The organism is Mycolicibacterium vaccae NBRC 14118 = CIP 105934 (assembly GCF_001552715.1).
GTDB lineage: Bacteria > Actinomycetota > Actinomycetes > Mycobacteriales > Mycobacteriaceae > Mycobacterium > Mycobacterium vaccae.
This window is the reverse complement of record NZ_BCRS01000003.1, coordinates 53,629-74,087: the sequence shown is the minus strand read 5'-3', so window position 1 is coordinate 74,087 and position 20,459 is coordinate 53,629. Positions and strand designations below refer to the sequence as shown.

15 protein-coding genes are annotated in these 20,459 nt (G+C 65.8%); all 15 read right to left on the bottom strand.

The features are described 5' to 3' along the window. Nucleotides 1-77 precede the first annotated feature (77 nt). Complete coding sequence (locus MVA01S_RS01370) at nt 78-2,537, bottom strand: glycosyltransferase (RefSeq protein ID WP_237024252.1); 2,460 nt, start codon at nt 2,535-2,537, stop codon at nt 78-80. Nucleotides 2,538-2,550: 13 nt separating this feature from the next. Continuing rightward, on the bottom strand, nt 2,551-3,642 hold the full coding sequence (locus tag MVA01S_RS01365; RefSeq protein WP_237024435.1) for a glycosyltransferase: 1,092 nt from the start codon (nt 3,640-3,642) through the stop codon (nt 2,551-2,553). Nucleotides 3,643-3,728: 86 nt separating this feature from the next. Beyond that, a complete protein-coding gene (locus tag MVA01S_RS01360; RefSeq protein WP_003930573.1) occupies nt 3,729-4,649 on the bottom strand; it encodes a hypothetical protein in 921 nt (306 codons plus the stop codon). Between the two features lie 44 nt (nt 4,650-4,693). Beyond that, nucleotides 4,694-6,598: an O-antigen ligase family protein gene (locus tag MVA01S_RS01355; protein WP_255251665.1), complete on the bottom strand. Its 1,905-nt coding sequence runs from the start codon at nt 6,596-6,598 to the stop codon at nt 4,694-4,696. Nucleotides 6,599-6,714: 116 nt separating this feature from the next. Then, nucleotides 6,715-7,365: a YveK family protein gene (locus MVA01S_RS01350; RefSeq protein WP_003930575.1), complete on the bottom strand. Its 651-nt coding sequence runs from the start codon at nt 7,363-7,365 to the stop codon at nt 6,715-6,717. 138 nt (nt 7,366-7,503) lie between these two features. Further along, entirely contained in the window at nt 7,504-8,778 is a 1,275-nt protein-coding gene (locus tag MVA01S_RS01345) for a glycosyltransferase family 4 protein (RefSeq protein ID WP_237024253.1), read from the bottom strand. 50 nt (nt 8,779-8,828) lie between these two features. Further along, nucleotides 8,829-10,349 carry a sugar transferase gene (locus MVA01S_RS01340; protein WP_157895640.1) on the bottom strand — a complete coding sequence of 507 codons (1,521 nt, stop codon included), beginning with the start codon at nt 10,347-10,349 and terminating at the stop codon, nt 8,829-8,831. A gap of 140 nt (nt 10,350-10,489) precedes the next feature. After that, nucleotides 10,490-11,476: an NAD-dependent epimerase/dehydratase family protein gene (locus MVA01S_RS01335; RefSeq protein ID WP_003930578.1), complete on the bottom strand. Its 987-nt coding sequence runs from the start codon at nt 11,474-11,476 to the stop codon at nt 10,490-10,492. 498 nt (nt 11,477-11,974) lie between these two features. Further along, the gene (locus tag MVA01S_RS01330) at nt 11,975-12,868 is read right to left on the bottom strand and encodes a hypothetical protein (RefSeq protein ID WP_003930579.1); all 894 of its coding nucleotides are present in this window, start codon (nt 12,866-12,868) and stop codon (nt 11,975-11,977) included. Nucleotides 12,869-12,885: 17 nt separating this feature from the next. Further along, nucleotides 12,886-14,415: a KamA family radical SAM protein gene (locus MVA01S_RS01325; RefSeq protein WP_003930580.1), complete on the bottom strand. Its 1,530-nt coding sequence runs from the start codon at nt 14,413-14,415 to the stop codon at nt 12,886-12,888. After that, nucleotides 14,412-15,800, bottom strand: a complete 1,389-nt coding sequence (locus MVA01S_RS01320) for a flavin monoamine oxidase family protein (RefSeq protein WP_237024255.1) — start codon at nt 15,798-15,800, stop codon at nt 14,412-14,414. The genes MVA01S_RS01325 and MVA01S_RS01320 overlap by 4 nt, the downstream gene beginning before the upstream one ends. Beyond that, nucleotides 15,797-16,018 carry an acyl carrier protein gene (locus tag MVA01S_RS01315; protein ID WP_003930582.1) on the bottom strand — a complete coding sequence of 74 codons (222 nt, stop codon included), beginning with the start codon at nt 16,016-16,018 and terminating at the stop codon, nt 15,797-15,799. The genes MVA01S_RS01320 and MVA01S_RS01315 overlap by 4 nt, the downstream gene beginning before the upstream one ends. Continuing rightward, entirely contained in the window at nt 16,015-17,553 is a 1,539-nt protein-coding gene (locus MVA01S_RS01310) for an AMP-binding protein (protein ID WP_110765609.1), read from the bottom strand. Before MVA01S_RS01310 ends, MVA01S_RS01315 begins: the two co-directional genes overlap by 4 nt. Further along, on the bottom strand, nt 17,550-19,334 hold the full coding sequence (glmS, locus tag MVA01S_RS01305; RefSeq protein WP_040541220.1) for a glutamine--fructose-6-phosphate transaminase (isomerizing): 1,785 nt from the start codon (nt 19,332-19,334) through the stop codon (nt 17,550-17,552). Before glmS ends, MVA01S_RS01310 begins: the two co-directional genes overlap by 4 nt. A gap of 253 nt (nt 19,335-19,587) precedes the next feature. After that, nucleotides 19,588-20,340, bottom strand: coding sequence for a LuxR C-terminal-related transcriptional regulator (locus tag MVA01S_RS01300; protein WP_237024257.1), 753 nt, complete (start codon nt 20,338-20,340; stop codon nt 19,588-19,590). Between the last annotated feature and the right edge of the window lie 119 nt (nt 20,341-20,459).

Here is a 20,459-nt window from a genome sequence, read left to right as displayed (position 1 = left end):
ACGTGACCAGCCGGTGAGGACACCCACCTCGCGTCGCATATCAGGCGGGGCGGCAGTCACCGGACGCGAATTCATCGTCATGGCCGGCTCCCCTGCGACGCGCCGCGCGAAATGAGTGCCGCACCGACTCGGTCGGCGATGGCATCCCATGACCCGACGGAGGCGAGGGCGTCGGCACCTGCTTGCCCCATGCGGTACGCGGCTCCACTGTCGGTAAGGAGTTCGACGAGCGCGCGGGCCAGAGCATCGGGTCGGCCGGGAGGCACCAGTAGGCCGGATTTTCCGTCCTCGATCACGGCGGGGATGTCCCCGACAGCCGTGGCCACGACAGGTCGGCGCAAGGTGTGCGCCAAGTGCGCGACCCCCGACTGGGAGCTCTGCTTGTACGGCAGCACCACGCATCGGGCTTGCGCGAAGAACGCCGAGACATCGTCCAACGGGACGTAACCGATACGAAGAACCACGCCGTCGAGAGCTTCGACCGTCGCAGTCAGAGTGGACCGAGCCATGTCGGCACCCAGAGCCCCGACAATCATCAACTCCGCTTCGGGAACCTCTTGCCGCACCAGCGGCCACGCCTCGCACAGAGTATCGATGCCTTTGTAGGCAGTGAGGGTGCCGAAGAACAGGGCGACCGGCGCGGTCGCGTCCGCACCGGATACCTCGCCGCCGGACGAGACGAGACCGCTGTCGCCGTGCGGAATGACGTGAACCGGAGCGGTGATCGGCCAGGACTCGATGAGAGCGCGCTTGGTCGACTCACCGAGCACGAACGCCACATCCAGATCTGCATACGCCCGGCAGAAAGCTCGCGCCGTGATGTCGAGAACCCACCTCTGGCCACCGAGCTGACCAGCTCGGCCGCGCGGTTCATGTGCCAACAGTGCCAGCACACTGTGCGGCAGCGTCTTTCGGACCAGGTGCACGCCCCACCCGTCGACGGGGAACTGCCATGCCGCCCAGATGACGACATCGGGTGGCGACCTAAGGAGCTGTCGAAAGAGGACGCACCAGGCGCCGATGTACTGAACCGCTCGCAGGCCTCGGCGGATCCGCCGCCACCAGTGCGGCGCGTCCGCTCCCGCCGTGGGATGCCAGGTCGGCAGTGCGGTGTTCACTCGGCAGCCGGGCTCCCGCGAGCCCCGCTCCGGTGACGGTCCGGTGATCAGCTCGACCTGGTTTCCGCCTCGGGCCAGGCCCTCTCCCAACTGGAGCGAGAACTGGAAGAGTCCGCCGGACGGCGCGAACTGCACGATGGCGATACGCTGCGACGACTGCGAAATCGTAGCCGCGGTAGGCAGATCCGCCGCGATTCCGATGGTCTCGGTCACGTCATCGTCCCCTTCCAGACCGAGGTCGCCGACCTCGGGCGTCCGACGGACGCCCATCGCCTCCTCGTACACGATCCGCAGCTTCTGCACCCAGCCGTGCGCGCTGAAGCGATCCTCATAGTGTCGCCGGGTGTCTCGGCGCATCGCCTCGACAGCGGGCCCGTCGGTCCGGAGCAGTTGTCCCATCTCTGCCATCCCGGCGGCGAGCGAGGCAGGGTTGCCGGCGTCGACCAGAATCCCGCAACCCGGTGTCACGATGTCGGGTATTCCACCGACGTTCGTTGCCACGATCGGCCGGGCGGCGGCGAGCGCCGAGATCAGTGCCGTCGGTAGGGCGTCCTCTCGTGACGGCTGAACCACGAAATCACATGCGGCGAGAAGATCGGCGACGTCGCTGCGGTACCCGAGTACACGGACTCGCCACTGCAACTTGGGGTCTGAGCCGACGATGCTTCGAACCTCGTCCAGCAGCGGACCATCGCCGGCCATCGCGACCACCAGCGAAAGTTCTTCGGGGACCAGTCGCAAGGCCTCGAGCAGGTCGGTGTGCCCCTTCTCCGGACGCATGAGACTCACGCTCAGCGCAAGCAGTTCACCACCACCCACGCCGAGTTGCGCGCGTATGAACGCACGTTCCCGCGTCACCTCGGGCTCGGCGACGCCGTTCGGCAACAGGGTGATGGGCGCATCGGGACCGGCGCACCTGGCGTACCAATTACGTTGCTCGCTGGAGAGGGCGATCACCGTACTGGACAACTTCCGGCGTGCGAAGACGGCGGCCTTGAGCCGGACCAGATGCGACCGAGAGGTCGGTACGTCGATCACGTGCAGTGTCGAAACGGACGGCAAGCGGGCCAGTCTGGCCGCTGCTCCCCCGATGACATCGGCATGTTTGAGGTGAGTATGGACGACGTCGACCCCCTCTGCACGAAGCAGTCTGGCCACTGCGACGGCGATCCCGGGACTGTAGCGGCCCGCATGCATCTCGTGGACCGTCGCGCCGTTCTCCCGCAGCCGTAGCACCGCCCGGCGGTCCACGGTCGTTCCGGAGCGCGCGTCGGACAGTCCGATCACGACCGGGCGCAACGCCGCGGTCTCCGCAGCGGCGGCGAACTCGCAGAGGACGGATTCGGCACCGCCCGCACCGAGGGAGTGGATGATGTGGGCCACCGTCAGACGGGCGGGCGGACCACCACGCTTCGGCACTGTCGACTCAGGATCACGAACGAGCACTGCCCACCTCCGCATAGAGACTCTCCAGCCGATCGATCCACCGTGTGAGCGAATACTGCTCCTCGACAAGGGCCCTTCCCGCGGCGCCGTAGCGGGACGCCCGGACCGGATCGCCGATCACGCTCAGGAGAGCCTCGGACAGTGCGGGCACGTCGCGTACAGGCACCAACCGGCCGTTGACGTCGTCGGTGACGATCTCCCGGGTTCCGCCGGCATCAGCCGCGACGACCGGCAGGCCACAGGCGCCGGCCTCGATGAGCGCCGTCGGCAACGCCTCGTCAACCGACGCCGATACGACGCCGTCAACGTTGCGGAGAATCTCTGGGATGTCCTCCCGGCGGCCGAGGAGCAGCACTGACTCCGCGAGTCCTGCTTCTTGGACGGCACTTTCGATGTCGCGTCGGGCAGGACCGTCACCGACGACCAGGAGTGTCGCCCCCGGATGTGCGGCGACCACGTCGGCCCATGCGCGTAGAAGGCCGAGATGGTTCTTGTCCGGACGCAGGGCAGCGACGACGGCCCAGACTGGTTCGCCGTTTTCGCGGGGCTGCCTGCGAGCAGCGAATCGGTCGAGGTCGACCCCGTTGGGAATCATCTTCCAGGATGAGCGGGCAGGCCCATGAAGTAGGGAATAGGCGTCGAAGGCGTACTGCGAGACGAACACCAATCGTCCCAGCCGGGCGGGAACACGAACCGACAAGCGGTCTTTCACCCGGTCGCGCCATGGAGAATCAGGCTGCGGGCACAGGTGCAGAGTTGCTACGACAGGCTTGCCTGCCAGGCGCGCGGCCAGTGGGACGAGTGTCGCAGAGTAACCGAGGTGGGCGTGAACCACGTCCACCGGAGCGCGGCGCAGTGTGCGCACGAGACTCAGGAACCCCCGCACATCGGTCATCCGCCTGACCGACAGGTAGGTGGGTTCCAACCCGGCCGCGCTGAGCCGCCCGAACATGGCGTCGCGGCTACCGTCCTGCGGCGACAGGCTCGCCACCGAGATCCTGAATTGGGCCGGATCGTACTGGCCCAGTTCGGCGATGAGGTTCTCCGCGCCGCCGAAGCTGAAGGAATCCAAGATCATCAGCACCCGGGTCGGGGTGAGAGAACGCGCCCGGCCGGCATCTGTCTGCCCCGGGGTCGGCAGAGCCGTTCCCGCTTCCGAATCTGTCACGCGAGCACTTGCAGGCGATCCCATGGCACTCCTGGCATGTCGTCGTAGTCCCATCGGAAGCCCGCCTGCTCGTAGGTGGGACCGATGGAGCCGTTGCCCGCTGTCGGGTCCAGCTCGAAACTCATGCTCAACGCCGCCCCACCCTGATCGACGATGTACCCCCCGTAGATCTGCATCGCACGGGCCACCGCCCGTTCACCTCGAGTGAGGGCGAGCGCGTCCAGGTCGATGGTGGGATCCAGTCGTAGGCGGGCACCCTCAGGAAGGCAGTCAGACCGTGACGAATGTCCATCGGTACTGATCGCCGGCGAACGGAACTCGCCTGCACATACATTGGACGACTGCAGCGCGAGGGCATGCGGAATACTGCCCTCCCGGATTTCCGCGAGCCGTATCACCCCGCCCAGCCGCGAGGCAGCCGATGCGGTCGCGCCGCGTCCCCAACCAGATCCGTCGAGGTTGCCGACGGCGCCGGTACTGGTCGTCCACTGCCCACCTGCGTGCCCTGCCTGCCAGAACTCGAAGGTCTTGCGGGCTGCTTCGTCCACCACGACCATCGCGGCGTCCGATCCCCGGTTCGGGCGCGCGCCATCCGGAATCGGAACTTGATAACCGTCAAACGCACACGGAGCCCAGGTGGTGTCGGTGCACACGACGGTGCGACGCGGCGTCGACGCGTCTGCGTAATAGATGGGTATGCCGAAGGCGACGAGGTTCGCCGCCACGCCACCTGTGCGGGAAGCGCGGGCGATCATCGCGTCGCTGTTCGGGTCCACCGGGGCACCGGGCGTGAGGGGGGACCGGAACGGACTTCCCGGCGCGAACGGCTGATCCGAGGCCGTGGCGCGCGGGATCGAAAGATCGACCGTCAAGCTCATCGAGAGAAAGACGAGCGTCGCGACCGCGGCCCGGGTCAACGTCCGAAAGCACGCACCGCATCTGCGTGGGGAGTCAGTGATTCTCATACTCTCACCCCGTCCGGGAACGTGCCTGAAACAGGCACCTCGCCGCGCCGGGGTTCGTCGGTCGACCCCCGGCGACGCAACCCACGGTGGACGCCTGCGGCCACAAGGGTTCCCACCAGGACCGCAGTCACGGTCGAGCCGACGGAACGTGCTACTCCGACGTGCATCGCCGGAGTACCCACGGGCGTGACCGTGTACCAGGAATCGGCACCCATGTCTTCCAGTCGCGCCGTCGCCGCATCAAGGGCCTCGACGAGATCTGTACGCGCGGAGTTGATGTCTGTGTCATCGACCGTGAGAGTGATGATCCCGCGAACGGAATCCGCTGTCGCAGAGACTCTGTCGAGACCCGATGACATCATCGCCGCATAGGTCGGAAGGAACGGGTCCCGGGTCTTGATGTCGAGTGCGTAAGCGAGGTCGCCACCGACCTGCCGGGTCGGCTTGAGTGTCACCTTCTGACTGGCGGTGTGCGTGGTACTCGTGCTCAGCACGATGATGATGGCGCCTGCGGCGACCCCGAAGATCGTCGCCAGTACCTCTGGAGGCACTTGTCGGCGCGCGTTGGCCTCGCCGTGGTCTGACGACGGCATGGCTGTTGACGCGACCGCGATCGCCAGCGCGAAAACGATCGCGAAGGTACGGAAATAGGCGAGGTGCAGGAACGCGCTTGCAAACGACCAGGCAACCAGACCTGCCAACGCCGCCGCGGCCAGCGAACGCGTGGAACCCGAGGCATCCGAGGGCATTCGGGTCAACCGCGTGGCGAGATACACGCTGCAACCGCCGACAAAGACGATCCAACCGGCCAGGCCGACAACGCCGCTCTCCGCAGCGAACTGCGCATAGAGATTGTGGGGCCCATCGGCGGGGTTGAGGGTGGCGGTGTCGACGATCCCGGCGTAGCGCGGCACCGACAACTCGAACAGACCGGTCCCGAATCCGAAGACCGGTCTGTCCTGAAACATCGCCCACGCAACCTCCTGGGCGTTCACCCGGCCGACCACCGACGGATCGACAGCTTGTGCCGGGTTTCTCACATCGATGGCCAGCGCCAGGATCCGATCGCCGATTCCCGGTATCAACACGATCAACGACAGCAACGGCAGGCAGATCAGCCCACGGCGTCGTGCGGTCGGACCGCTGGCCAGCACCCACACGACGATTGCGATCCCGGTGGCGATCAGCGTGCCTCGCGACTGTGTGAGATATACGCCGGCAAGCAGCGCGAGCATGGCAACGGACCAGGCCAGCGTGACCCGTCGTTGCCCGAATCCGGACGACCTTACGATCAGTGCGCCGGCCAACGGAATCCCCAGAATGAGGTGGCGGCCCCAGAAGTTCGAATCACCCAGCGGCCCTGCGAACCTCGGGGTCGTCGCCAGCTGGCCGGAGGCCTCCGTGACGTTCGCGAAGCCACCGAAGGACATGGTGCCACCGGACACGACGAAACTGACCACGCAGAGCACCGACAGCACCGCCAGCGGTATCACCAGGGCCGCAGCCACTGTCCACGGCTTACCGGTGAGCTGGGTCAGCATCAGGATGGCGACCAGGAACAGGCAGGCGAGCATTGCATCGGTGAAGGCAGTGCGTGACACGCCGACGTCCTGGCTGCCGAGCATCGCCAACAACTGCGTGACGAGATAGCACGCGATCAGACCGACACACACCACGGTGCCGCGATTGAGGCGTCCGCGCTTCACGGGGTCGCGCAGCGCGACGACCACCGTGAGAACCCCCACGGCCAACACCGCGGTGTTGATCGGAACCGGGATGCGTTCGGCGAGGAGGCCGGGGACATTCGTCACCTCCAGCACGATCATCACGACGAGCATTGCCGCGGGACGACAGATCACGTAGGCCAATGCCGCAATAGCGGCCGGTATACCGACCGCCATCAATGCCGGCGTGACACCCAACACTGCCGCGGCGGCAGTCAGCACCGTCAACCCGGCTGCCAGGCAGCACAAGACAGCCGCACGGCGCGGTCCGATCAAGCCGGAATCGAGCAGGATCATTGCAGCGATATCTCGACCATCGAAGGCTCATGGCTCGCGGCCACCGGGGCTCCATTGGTCTCGGTCCGACGTGCTGCCGACGAGCTGTCCGGCTGCACTGGCGCGCCGGGCTTACCTGCGGAACGACCCTTCAGCGACCGGACGATGAGGATGGCCGCACCCACGCCGACGAGGAAACCGGCGATTCCCAATGCACCGAGCATCTGCATCGGACTCGGGGCCAGCGAGTTGGCGCTGCCGTTCGGCGGAACGACAGTCTCGAGCCTGAACGGACCGGCGACCTTTGCCGCGGTGCCCTCTGCGTCGGTCAAGACAGAATCCAGCACGGCTTCGGCGTCCTGGGCAGATCCGGCCTCGACGGTGACGGTGATCAGCGTGGTGTTGGGCATAGCACCCGCTGACAGACTGACCGCGGACACAGGCACCCCGACCTTGTCCGCCGCGGCATAGAGCCAACGATTGTCCTGAAGCACCACCGCCGCCGACGCTGTTGCCTGACCTCGGTTGAGGACCTCCCAGAACCCGGCCGCCTGTTCCAGCGGGATGTTCTCCTCCGGCAGCATGGCCAACGTCGCCTCCGCCGTGTACCGCGCCTCCCTGCTTGTCAGCGCATGGGCCGCAGCGATACCCATGATCATTCCCAGCATCGCGCAGAGCGTCACGATGAGCCAGGTCCGAACTGAACGCGCTTTATCCATCCCGGTTTCCGTTCGCTGTCCGATGAGAAAGTGAGATGACACTGCGAGCCGCCCGATACCGCGGCGGTCTGAGGATGCTGACGATGATCACGGCGTCAGCTTCAGCTCTACCGCGTCACGGGTGTGCGGCCGTACCGCCGGCACGTGGCGGCGGTGTGAGGCGCCTTCCAAGGCGAACGCCGCGTCGTAGCAGGCGAATACCGCCTCGCGCGAGTAACGCGCCCTGAAGTGCTCCGCGGCCGCGGCGGACAGACGCCGGTTGCAGCCGGTGTCTGTCACGGAGAGCAGGAGTTCGGCCAGGCCCGCAGCATCGTCGCTGACCAGCACGCCTTTGTCGGAACCGGTGTCGACGCCGTCGGCACCGACTCCTGTCGAGACCACCGGCAGACCGGCGCCGAGCGCCTCGATGACTTTGAGCTTGACGCCGGATCCGAAGCGCAGCGGATTGATCAGCGCTGCGGTCCCGCTGAACAGCCCGCTCAGGTCCGGAACGAAGCCCTCGAGGGTCACACTCCCGGCATTCTGTTCGATGAGCTTCCGGAGCGGAGGCAGCGGGTGCCGCCCGACCACTCGCAGGCGGGCATCCGGTCGGGCAGCCAGCACCAACGGCCACACGCGACGGAGAAAGTCCCGCAGGCCGTCATCATTGTGCGGGAGCGAAAGCTGGCCAAGGAAGACGAATTCCGATGCTCCCCGGTACTCTCGCCGTTGCTGAGGGTGCCGCGGCACCAGCAGCGGAGGAATGGCGCGAATGCGCCCGGGTGCTGTGCCGCAGCGCTGCCGCAACCTGCCGGCCTCCTGCTCGTTGATCAACAGAGTCGCATCGAAGCGGTCCGCTGTTCGGTCCTCACTTCGCCGCACCAGGCGCTGTTCCAAGAGCAGCAGTCCCCGTTGGCCCACTGGGTGTTCGGCCAACGGCCGCAGCACCTGCGGCACATGGGCGGCGAAGTTGCCCAACGGCTGGACGTTGACGTCGGGGAATCGGCGCGCGGCCGACAGCATCGAGCCGTATCTCTCCGAGAAGAGATCGTCCAGGTAGCAGATCTGCTTGGTCGCGACACGCTCCGGGGCGTGCTGGGCCATCCGTACGGTGTCGTAGATCTCCGTCGCGGGGGCGAGCAGATCGAGCGTGCGGTGAATCTCCCTGCGTACCGCACGGGTACCGAGCAGGGACTCCTGCAGACTGGCACGTCCCGTTCCGGTCCTGGCCAGCGCGCTGCCGACGGCAGCCAGGGGACGGGGTTTCGCGACGGGATGAAGCCGGACCGGGAAACCCGGCCTGGCTTCCCCGCCGACCATCACATAGTGAACATTGTCCCGCCCCACCCGTTCGATGAGGTATTCAAGGATGCCGGCCAGCACGACCTTCTTTCCCGCATCCATCGGATAGGGATCGACAGCACTGACAAGCGCTACCCGGCTTGACATAGCGGCTCCGTCGCCGTTTGAGGGGCAGCCGTCGCGGCACGCGGGTGGATTATGCGAACGCGCCAGGGGATCCGACCGGCAGTCCGGGCAGCTCGGTCTTCCGATCGCCCCTGCCGGAACCGGATGATCAAGGTCCACAGGGTGCGCAACGTGATCTTCACGTCGAACCAGAGGCTCCAGTGCGTGATGTAGAAGTTGTCGTACCGCACGCGCTCGGTGATCGACGTGTCACCGGACAGGCCGCTCACCGCGGCCCACCCCGTGAGGCCTACCGGAACCCGGTGGCGTGCCGGGTATCCCGGGATCGAAGCACTGAACTGTGCAACGAAGTGCGGACGCTCCGGGCGCGGGCCGATCAGTGCCATGTCTCCCCGCACGATGTTCCACAGCTGCGGCAGCTCGTCGATCGACGACGCCCGCAGAAAGCGCCCGAACGCGTCGATACGCGAATCCCCGACGATCGTCCACGTCGTCTGTGCTTCCCGGTCGTTGTCGGGGGTCATCGAACGGAACTTGATCAGTTCGAACTCCCGCCCGTGCTGACCGACCCTGGTCTGACGAAACAGCACGGGTTCCCTGGGGTGCAGCACCTTCTGGGCTACAGCCACCGCCGCCAACACCGGCGAGAGCATCAAAAGCGCCAGTGCGGCGACGCACCGGTCACTGGCCCCTTTGATGTACCGCAGACGATTTCGGTGCATCGGCGAGTGGACGCGCACGATCGGGACTGCGCCCACCCGGTCCCGGTCACCGCCGGGACACGAGTCCCACATCCTCGGAACCACGAAGATGTCGCAGCCCATGCGGTCGAAAAGTGCCAGAAGCGAGTCTATTTGAGTGTCGTCAAGGCGATGGAATGCCATCACCACCGTGTCGATCCGTTCAGCGCTGAGCAACAGTTCGGTGGTGGACTGCGCGGCACGCAGAGGAACTCTCTGTGACGCCACATTGGTGACGACAGCTTCGTCGTCGATGACCAGGACCGGTTCGAGTCCATACTCCGGCTCCTCGAGGATGCGCTGCGTCAGCGCGATCCCCACCGGGTCAGCGCCTACCACGACCACCCGACTACGCAGCGCGGTGAGCCGACGGAGACGTCGCGTCAAGGAGCACGCCACCACCCGCCCGGTGAACACGGCGACACAGGCTGCACCTACCGGTACGACCAGGTCACGTATTCCGTTGGCGCCGTTGACCGTGGAGGACAGAATGGCGCCGGCACTGGCGGCGACGACGACCGCCGGCGCGATGTCGAGGCCCGATAACGTGAGTCGCCGCCGGTACGTGCCCGCAAGTAGCAGACACAGCACGACGATCGCGCTGGCCGGTATCGGATCGACGATGCCGACAAGCAGGTAGGCGACAGCGATCGACAGACAGTCGACGACAACCGGGATCAGCGTCAGCACTCCCGGTATCCGCCGGGTGAGCCGCGGGACGGAAATCGCGCGTCTCGGCACGATGTGACGAAGCACTTCCCGCTCCAGGCCTGAATCAGAAATCACGGCCATCTTGAAACCCCCTCCAATTTCACAACTTCCCCCAGAACCGCGTCACACGAAGGGCCGCCGCTGGAAAGCACGGCTATGACCGTCTGCAGCGCTGACGGGGCCGTTAAGCAGTTCGGCGGACGACATCCACGGCCCTACGCGCCGATGGGTTCGGCAGGAGCCGGGCTGACGTTCGCGCGCAACCAGGAGATGGTGCGGGCTATGCCTTCCCCGAAGTCCACGGCCGCTTTCCAACCGAGATCGATCCTGGCCCTGGTCGCATCGAGCGCGATCGCCTCTAGATCGCCCGTTCTCGGCGGGGCGTGACGTGGCGCCGGCGATCCGTCCAGATGCGCCGCTATCAACCGGTGGACCTCGTTCACCGTGGTCTGGCATCCCGTCCCGATGTTGTAGGTGCCGGTGATCTCAGCCGGTGCGTGGGCAGCCAGAACGAACGCTTCCGCGACATCATCGACGAAGACGTAGTCACGGGTCGCCATGCCGTCGCCGTAGATGGTGACCGGGCGGCCCATGACCATCGCGCTGCCGAAGATCGCGACGACGCCGGCTTCTCCGTGCGGGTTCTGACGCGGGCCGTAGACATTGGACAGCCCGAGGCAGATCGGGGTCATGCCATACATCTGCGCGTAGGCGCCCAGGTACAGTTCGCCGGCCAGCTTGGCCACCCCGTACGGTGACAACGGCCCGACGGGGGTGCTTTCGGGCACCGGCAGATCCACCGGCTCGCCGTAACGGGAGCCCCCGGACGCTGCATACACGATCCGACGGACGCCTGCGAGCCGCGCGGCCTCGCACACGTTGATCGTGCCCAGTATGTTGCTTCGGGCGTCGAATTCCGGATCTGTCACCGACACCCGGACATCGACCTGGGCAGCGAGATGAAAGATCACATCCGGATTGCTGCCTGTCACGATTCCGGCGAGTTCCGGCGCCCGCACGTCCGCCTGAACGAAAGTGAACTGACGGCGGCTGAGAATGTTGGCGCGAAACGCTTGCTCGAGATTGGACATGAAGCCGGTGCTGAGGTTGTCGATTCCGACGACCTGGTGGCCGTCTTCGAGAAGGCGGTCAACCACCGTGGATCCGATGAACCCCGCCGCCCCGGTAACCAGTGCTCGCATTACTTCCCCCCGTGCTTATCGTCTGAGATCCCGGTTACGGTCTCGAATCGTGCTGTCCAGCACATCGATCCACTCCGCTGTCCACCTGGATCCAGCCGCGGAGTTAACTCGTAAACCACTCATTCACTATCTGCTTTCGCGTGTCGGCAGTACATGGACCGCAAGAGCGATTTTTAGCTGAATCCAGGTGTAGTTCCTGGGTTCATGCACTGGTTCCAGTGAGGAGCAGTCACGTGCTCCCGGGCCATGTTGAGCAGCTGTTCGGCGTTGCGTACGTGGCGTTTTGAGGCCGAGCGCGGCGTCGTGCACCGATTGGGCGCCGGTCGGGGCAGAAAGGACTAGGCCCAGCGCCGCGACGATCCGGTTCCTGCCCTACGGGAGAACTAGTTTCAGTTCGTGCGAGCGCATGATTGCGGAACGGGGCGCAGTGAACGCCGAGACCGACACGAATAGCCTGACCGACGTGTATCGCCAGGAGAATCTCTGGCGGTCAGCTTCTCAAGAAGGCACGCAGACGAGCTCGCTGTAGAGGTAGTCGATCTGGCTGGCGTGCAGGTCGGTACTGCGATACATCTTGGGGCGGCGGTTCACCGCAATCGACATGAGTGGCCGGTACCCGGTGATCCGCAGTTCCGCCATCGTCGCGATCGCGCCGTGATGAATCAAGAGATGACTGGTGACGGCCTTCAGCGACCGCTGGAACAGAGGCGGATTGCTGAGGTGAAGCACGACCGCCAGTACCGGCGCTCCCTTGTACCGGTCCTTCCGGAACATGACATAGCAGGATTCCTGACCGCTGATCAGCACCAGGTGCGACGCTGCCAGGGCGCGGGCGTGGTCATGGTAGAGCTCGAGTTCTGCACCGGTCAGGGTTCGCTCGATGACATCAGGGTCGGCACTGATCCGCGTCCTGCCGGGCATCATCGGCCAGGGCAGGTTCGGCACCAGCGCCGCGGAGGTGTCAAGAAGCCGAAACTTCAACCAGGTCAGTATTTCCTGCGGACCGACATCCGGTGACAGAACGGTGAAGTGATAGTCCTCCTGGGCCAGCACCGCGTTGAGCAGCGACATGCTGCGGGCGCGATACTCAGGCATCACACACCACGATGTCATGTTGCAGAACCGCTCAGTTCGACCTGCGATCTGTCGCTGCGAATACAGCGCCAACAACGTTCCGACGACGCGCTCGCCGTCCCGGAGCATGAATCCGTGATTGGGCGCGTCCACCGACCACGGCGCCTGCGTGAACGCTTCCAACCATGGAATCCGTTCGTTGTGCGCCGTGCACAGGAAATCGGCGACCGCCGGGACGTCGGCGTCGGTGATCGGAGTGGGCCGGATACCCCGGCCGGCCTTCCGGGGGCCACCCACCCTGCTGTCGGCCACGTCCATCCCGGTGCGCCCTTCCCTCAATGACCCGCGGGGTCGGCCACGGGTGTCAGGTGCGCTGCACCCGCGGCGGCACCGTAGGTTGCACATACGGTGCCGCCGCCTGGGGCAGGCATTGCCGGTCCATCCTCGGCCAGGGCCGCGGCGTCCCAGGTCCGGTCTCCGTTCTTACGCCACCAGGCCTGCCCAAGCGCCGGCAGACTGTCGATCGGATCGAAGTACGGGTACACACGGTTCAGGGCGTCGGGGTCGGCAACCTCCAGACCTGTGCGGTAATTCTTGCTCCAGTAGGAGATTCCGAGATTCTGGTCGTAGCGCACCACCTGATGCACCCACCGCTTCCCCACGTAGGGAACGTCGCAGACCACACGCGGTGTCGCGAAACCGGGGAGATATCCCATGATCGACAACTGCAACTGTTGGGCTTGAGCCAACGAAGTCCGCCAGTGCTCGGCGTTCGGGATCATGTCACACATGTAGAAGTAGTACGGCAGGATATTCGCCTCTCCCTGCAGCGCGAAGCACAGGTCGAGCAGGTCTCCGGTGGTGGCATTGACGCCCCGCATCAACACGCCCTGGTTCCGGACGTCGCGCAGACCCGCATCAAGCAACCCGCGGGCCGCCGACGCCACCAGCGGGGTCACCGACTGTACGTGGTTGATGTGGGTGTGCAGCGCGAGATTCACGCCGCGATCCGCAGCCCGCCGCGCCACGCGATGCACGCCATCGAGGACTTTCGTCTGCAGCCAGTGCTGCGGCAGCGCGGCAAGCGCCTTGGTCGCCAATCGGATGTCGCGGATGGTGTCGATCTCCAGCAGTTGCAGCACAAAGGATTCCAGCCGCGGCCAAGGCATGTTGCCGACATCACCGCCGGATACCACGACGTCACGCACTGAGGGAGTGGCTCGCAGATACTCCAGCATCCGCTCCTGCCGGTCGGCCGGCTGCAGAGTGAGCCTCGCCTTCGTGACAGTCGGGGTGGAGTTTCCGATCAGGTCCATCCGTGTGCAGTGTCCGCAGTACTGCGGGCAGGTGGACAGCATCTCTGCGAGCACCTTGGTCGGGTAGCGATGAGTCAGGCCCTCGACCACCCACATGTCGCTCTCATGCAGTGAATCACGCTCCGCATAGGGGTGTGAACACCATTCGGGCTGGCGGTCGCTGAGCACCGGCAGCATGTAACGCCGGATCGGGTCCGCGAAGAACGCCTCGGTCAACCCGGCGCGCCCCGGCTCCCAAACCGGGACCATGGTGTTGATCATCTGCGGCGGTAGCAGCATGGACATCGTGGCCCGCTGCTGCTGATCGGCTGCCAGGTCGACGTAGAAGCGCTCGTCGATCAGATCACCGAGGACCGAACGTAGCTGGGCGATATTCTTGACCGAATGCGCTCGCTGCCATTGCGGGTCGCGCCACTCACTCTCGGTGACACCGGACCAACCCGGATACCGTCGCCAATCCGGTTCGGTAAGCAACCGCCGCGCGTAGGTATACGGCTGCTCGGTGACGGGGGCGAACCCGCTGTCGTCGGATTCGATCAGTGTCGTCATCGTGCGAGCACCTTCCCTCGATCGGCCACGGAATCGCCGATGCCTGTCAACTCGGTCGCGACACGTTGACCTGACCTGATCGCGCCTTCCATCAGCCCGAAGAACTCCAGGCTCGTCTCGGTGCCGGCCCAATGGACGCGGCCGTGCGGAATGGTCAGTTGCGGGCCCAGTTTCATCCAGTCGCCCGGGCCGAAAAGTGCGGCATAGCAGCCCCTGCTGTACTTCTCTGACAGCCAATCGGTGACCGTGCACCGTGTGGGCGCCGGCAGACTCGGAAAGAGTCTGCGCGCGTGGGCCACCGCGGCAGCCGCCTGCTCTGACGCCGACAGCTTGGTGAATGCCGTCGCGGCCTCGCCGGTGACGAATCCGGTGAGCACTCCGGCTGATTCGTCGATCGGGCTGTCGTCGACGGTCGACAGGAGCGGTCCACCGGTACTCACAGACCATCCCGACAGGCCTCGGTCCCGCCACAGCGGGCCCGGATAACCGAGCTGCACCTTGATTGCACAACCGCGGCCGGTCAGCCCGGTCGCACGCAGGGCGGGCAACCCGGGGCGGAACTCGATGCGCTGCGCCAGTAACGGAGGGATCGCGACGACCACCCGGTCGGCCCGGTGCTGCGACCCCGGACCGTTGGTGTCGGAGAAGCACCGCACGAGAACGCCGTCAGCATCCTGCTCGATGGCCTGTACTGGTTGTCGCAGGCGCACCCGGTCGCCGAGTTGTGTCGAGAGCGCCTCGCACAGCAGATGTGCGCCGCCGTCGATCCGCCACTGCTGGGCTCCGCCCTCGAACGCATTGAGGTAGCGGATCCCACCTCCTGATCTCAGATAGAAGGCCATGTGCAACACCGAGATCGCCGCCGGATCAGCGGCCATCATCTCACCGATGAACAGTGGGAAGAAGGTCTTGGCGTCCGGACGTCTGACCTCTTCGGCGAGCCAGCTTGCCGCCGACAGCCGGTCGAGTCGCTCGGCGCCAGGGGTCAACCAGGGGGCATCGGGGCGGACCCGGGTGACGAGGTCGTCGAGCCTGTCGAAGAGGTCGCCCAGGGCTATGGCATCCAGCGGCGGTACCCGGCTCGGCGTCGTGGTGCGTTGATCGCCGATCAGGAAGGTGCTCTCGCCCGCCATCGCCGTCGAGGCCAGGTTCAGGCTGTACCGGTCGATCAGCCTGAGCAGTTCGGTGTGCTGCTCCCCCAGGTACGCGGCGCCTCCGTCACCGACCACGCCCTCGGCCACCGGCACACCGTGCATCCGGCCACCGACTCTGTCACGCGCCTCGAGAACGACGACATCGGCTCCTGCGGCGGTCAGTTCGACCGCGGCGGTCAATCCGGCCAGGCCCGCGCCGACCACGATGACACGCATACCATCTGGGCTCATGACGCCACGGCTGCGGTCAGATCGGAGAGACCGACCGGCGTCGGGTAGTCGACGATGTCGTCATAGGTCAGCTCGATCCCGAAGTCCCTGGCGATCGCGCTGAGCACCCGCGTGGCCAACAGTGAGTCACCGCCGAGTTCGAAGAAGTCCGAGTGTTCGTCCACCTCGGAGGTGTTGAGAACCCGCCGGAAGATTCCAACGATGTGTTCGGCGCTCATGTACGTGCTCCTTTGTCGCTGTCCACCACTGCACGCCGCGTTGCAGCGCGATCGACTTTTCCGCTGGCCGTGTAGACCAGCTCGTTCACGAATCTGAAACGGCTGGGCACGAATTGCGAGGGGAGGCGGCCGCCGAGGTGCCTCCTGAGGTCTGCGGCTGTGACGCCGCGGGCCACCACATACGCGGTGAGCGCCGTACCGCCGAGTAGTCGCTCGCCGACCACCACCGCACCTGACACGGCGGGATGGGAGTTCAGCTGCATCTCGACCTCGGCAGGGTGTACACGGACACCCCGGACCTTGACCTGCTCGTCGGCACGACCCCGCGAGTACAGAAGGCCTTTCCCGTCTCCCACGACCAGATCTCCGGTACGGAACCATCTCTGCGGTCCTGAACCGTGGTCCGCAGTCGGGAAGGCGGCTGCCGTCAGGTCGGGCGCCCCGAGGTATCCGCTGGCCAGGGCGGGACCGGAGACCATCAGTTCGCCGTTGGCTCCGACGTGCTCAAGCACGTGCGGTAGCGGCCGGCCGATCGGCGCCTCGGCAGCGGAAGCGAGTTCCGAATCTGTGCCGGGCCCGAAGAGTTGCACCGCGTGTGTGATCATCGTTGTTTCCGTGCACCCGTAGGTGTTCAAGAGCACGACGTCCGTCGTGTCGAGCTCTCGCCACTGACCCAGGCGGGTGGGGTCGACGCGCTCGCCGCCGATGATCACCAGTCGGACGCTGTCCGGCAACGTCGCCTTCTCCTCGTCGAGAAACAGGACGAGCTCGTGCCAGAACGCGGTCGGCAGGTCGACAACCGTGACCGCCTGATCGGCCAGCATCCGCAGGAAGGTCGCGAATGAGCCGCTGTGCGCCCGGTCGTCGAAAACGACTGCGGCACCGGTGATGAGCGCAGGCAGGATCTCCTCCAGGCACGTGTCCCAGCCGAGCGACGAGAACTGCAGCACGCGGTCGTCCGGAGTCAGCGCGAACAGCCCCCGCAGTGCCCGCACCGCGACGCTCAGCGCCTCCCGAGAGACTGCGACCGGCTTCGGGGTGCCGGTGGAACCGGAGGTGCACAGCACATACGCGGCCTCGCCGGCCCGCCTCGGTGGCACCGGCGGCACCGCGTCCCGTACTCCGGCAGGCTCCGGATCGGTCGCGACGATCAGCCTGGACAGACCGAGCACCTCCGCGATCGCCGCCCGGCGTCCGGGCGGAAGGATGTCATCGACGGGGCAGTAGGTGGCGTTGGCGTGCAGGATCCCAAGGAGGTGGGCGGCCGTGGCGGGATGGTGGGAAGCGCGTACCCCGACGAGACCTGACGGGCCTTTCGCATCTGCGAGGTCCCCGGCCACGCAGCGGGACGCGGTGTTCAGGACCTGTTCGGCGAAGTCGCGGTAAGTGGTGGCGCATCCGTTGTGCATCACCGCAGGACGGTCAGACCAGCGCCGCGCTGCGGCAAGGAAGTCGCTGACGACATCGGCGTTGTCCGCGGTCTCGGTATCGGAAGGGAGTGTGTGGGCGGCGGCCACGCCTGTCGGGGCGGTCATTCGACCGTCACCGACTTGGCCAGATTCCGCGGTTTGTCGACGTCCCGGCCCAGGGAAAGTGCCAGGGTGCGGGCCAGTACCTGGAGCGGCACGGTCGCCGCGACGGGTCCCCAGGGCGCGCCGTGGTCGTCGACGACCGGCACCGAGCTTTCTCTGGCGCCGATGGTGATGACGCGCCCGCCACGAGCCGCGACCTCCGCTACGTTGCAGAGCAGCTTCGGGTCACCGTTGTCGACCACGATCACCGGGGTTCCGGGGCCGACCAGTGCCAGCGGTCCGTGCTTGAGTTCGCCCGCCGGGCAGTGCTCGGCCCACCGGTAGGTGAGTTCCTTGAGCTTCAGAGCACCCTCTGCCGCGTACGGAACCCCCGAGCCCCGCGCGATGAAGATGAACCCCCGGGCTGACACGAGCTCGTCGGCAATCGGAGGTATCACCTTCCGGGCGACCGCGCCGGCGGCGGCCAGGCGGTCTGGTATCCGGCAGAGGTCGTCGGCAAGAATGCCCGCCGCCTGCACCGACAGACGATCCATCGCGACGAGCGCCGAGATCATCAGTGCTGCACCCGAAATCACCTGGCAGATGAACGTCTTGGTCGCCGCCACCCCGATCTCGGGGCCTGCTGAACAGTCGACCACCGCGTCTGCGACCCGAGCCAGCGTGGAGTGTGTGTTGTTGGTGAGCGCAAGGAGTCGGGTGTCGCGCACTGCCGGGGTTTCCAGCGCCCGCAGGACGTCGGCGGTTTCGCCGGACTGACTGATCGCCAGACTCAGTTGATCCGGCTCCCCGACCTCGACGCCCGCCTCGCTGGCCACCGTCGTCGTCACGGGAAGGCTGCCCAGTGAACGCACCAGGTTGGCTATCACGTTGCCGGCGTTGAGCGATGTGCCGCAGCCGACCACTCGGAGCCGTTCGAACGGTGGGATGCCGAGTTGGCGCCACATGCCGCCGTCGGCGATGTTCGGTCTCAACCTTTCGATCAGACGCGATGCAACCTCCGGTTGCTCATCGATCTCCTTGGCCATGAAGTCCGTGTGGTCGCGCAACTCCACGTCGCTGCTGCGCCAGCGGCATTGGTGGGCAGGAGGCGCAGAGATCGGCACACCCGAGCGGAGCCACCGGTCGGAACTGAGTTCCACGATGTCGCCGTCTTCGAGGATGCGGTACTCGTCGGCCCAGTCGGCAACTGCGGCGATGTCGCTGGTCGCGAAGTCGCCGTGCGCGGTACGCGCCACCAACAGCGGAGACCCGTGGGCTGCGACGGCGATTCGGCCTGACGCCTTCTCCAGCACCGCCAGCGCCCAGGACCCCTGGGCCCTCGCGAGCGCCTTCTGTACGGCCTGAACGAGATCGTCCTCGACGAGTCGTTCGTCCTCGATGAGATGGCAGAGCACCTCACTGTCCACCGCGGTCTCGAATACATGCCCCCCGCAGGTCAGTTCGGCACGCAACAGGTCGGCGTTCTCGATGATCCCGTTGTGTACGACGCTGACCTGCCCGGTGCAGTCGGCATGTGGATGGGCGTTATCCGGGGTCACCGCACCATGGGTCGCCCAGCGCGTGTGACCGATTCCCGCTCCGTTGAACCGAGCTCCGGTCCACTGGTTCAGCATGCGATCGAGATCATCGATCCTGCCGACCGTTCGCATGCGGACGACGTCATCGTCGGCGGTCTGTACTGCAACGCCCACCGAGTCGTATCCGCGGTACTCCAGTCGACGTAGGCCCACCTTCAGGTAGTCCACTGCCGGCTGATGTGTCCGGCAAGCAATGATCCCGCACATCACCGAACTCCTTCGGCGAGTTCGGTTGCCGACGGCCGGTGACCACCGGAGGTCTGGTTCCCGACACGCGCGACGCGATACTCGCGCCTGCAGAACTGTGTTACCCGCGTCGACTGGCGTGCGATCTTCAGCACCCCTCGGTCGAGTTCTTGAGCTTCCCCCGAAAACACGTTTTCACTATCCGTTCCGCAAAGTTGTTGGTAAATGGGCCAAGAGAGCGATTTCCGGTGTGCACCCCGGACCGGACCGGGGACTAGCCCCGTCGCGGCCAGTCCGTCGCGACCATGTTGCGGGCCAACGCAGCCGCCTGTTCGCGAGAACTCACACCGAGCTTTGTCAAGATGCTGTGCACGTGGTTCTTCACCGTGTGAACCGCGATGCAGAGTTGCTCGGCGATCTCCCGGTTTGCCATCCCTGCCTCAAGCATCCGCAGGATCTCGATCTCCCGCGTTGTCAGGACGACCTCCCTGGCCGCCGGCTGGCGTTGAGCCGCGAGCTCTGACAGTCGCCTGAGCAAAACACCCGACACCCGCGACGAGCACGCGGATTCGCCGGCAGCAACCCTCTGGATCAGAGTGAAGAGATCTTCGAGAGAGTCGGTGCGAAGGTGATATCCAGCCGCACCTGCCTCGGCGCACTCCACGATGGCAGCATCGTCGTCCTCGGAGACACCGATGACGACCACACTGGCATCGGGACGGTATCGGAGCACATGGCGCAGCAGCACCACGCTTTCGTGCGTGGCAACGTTGAGCAGGATCACCCGAGGCCTCAGCGCTTCCAGGTCGGCGATCACGGAGGCCAGATCCGCAGCAACCCCTGTAGCCGCAGCACCGTGCCGGCCCGTGAGAATCCCCACCAGGCACTCGCGGTAGAGCGTGCAGTCGTCAACGACCAGAACGTCTGTCTTGCGCAGAAGATCCGGCCCGATGCCGAGCCCGCGATCGCTGTTGCGATATCCGACGCTGAGCTCGGACAGTTCGTCGCCGACGGCCAGGTCGATCACTGAGTGAATCATGCGCTCCGGTGACGGGAGCTCATAATCATCCGTCTCGTCGAATCGGCATTCCGACATTTTCCCTCCCCCGGTATGGACTCGCGGCCGGTGCGGATCAAGAGAGGAGA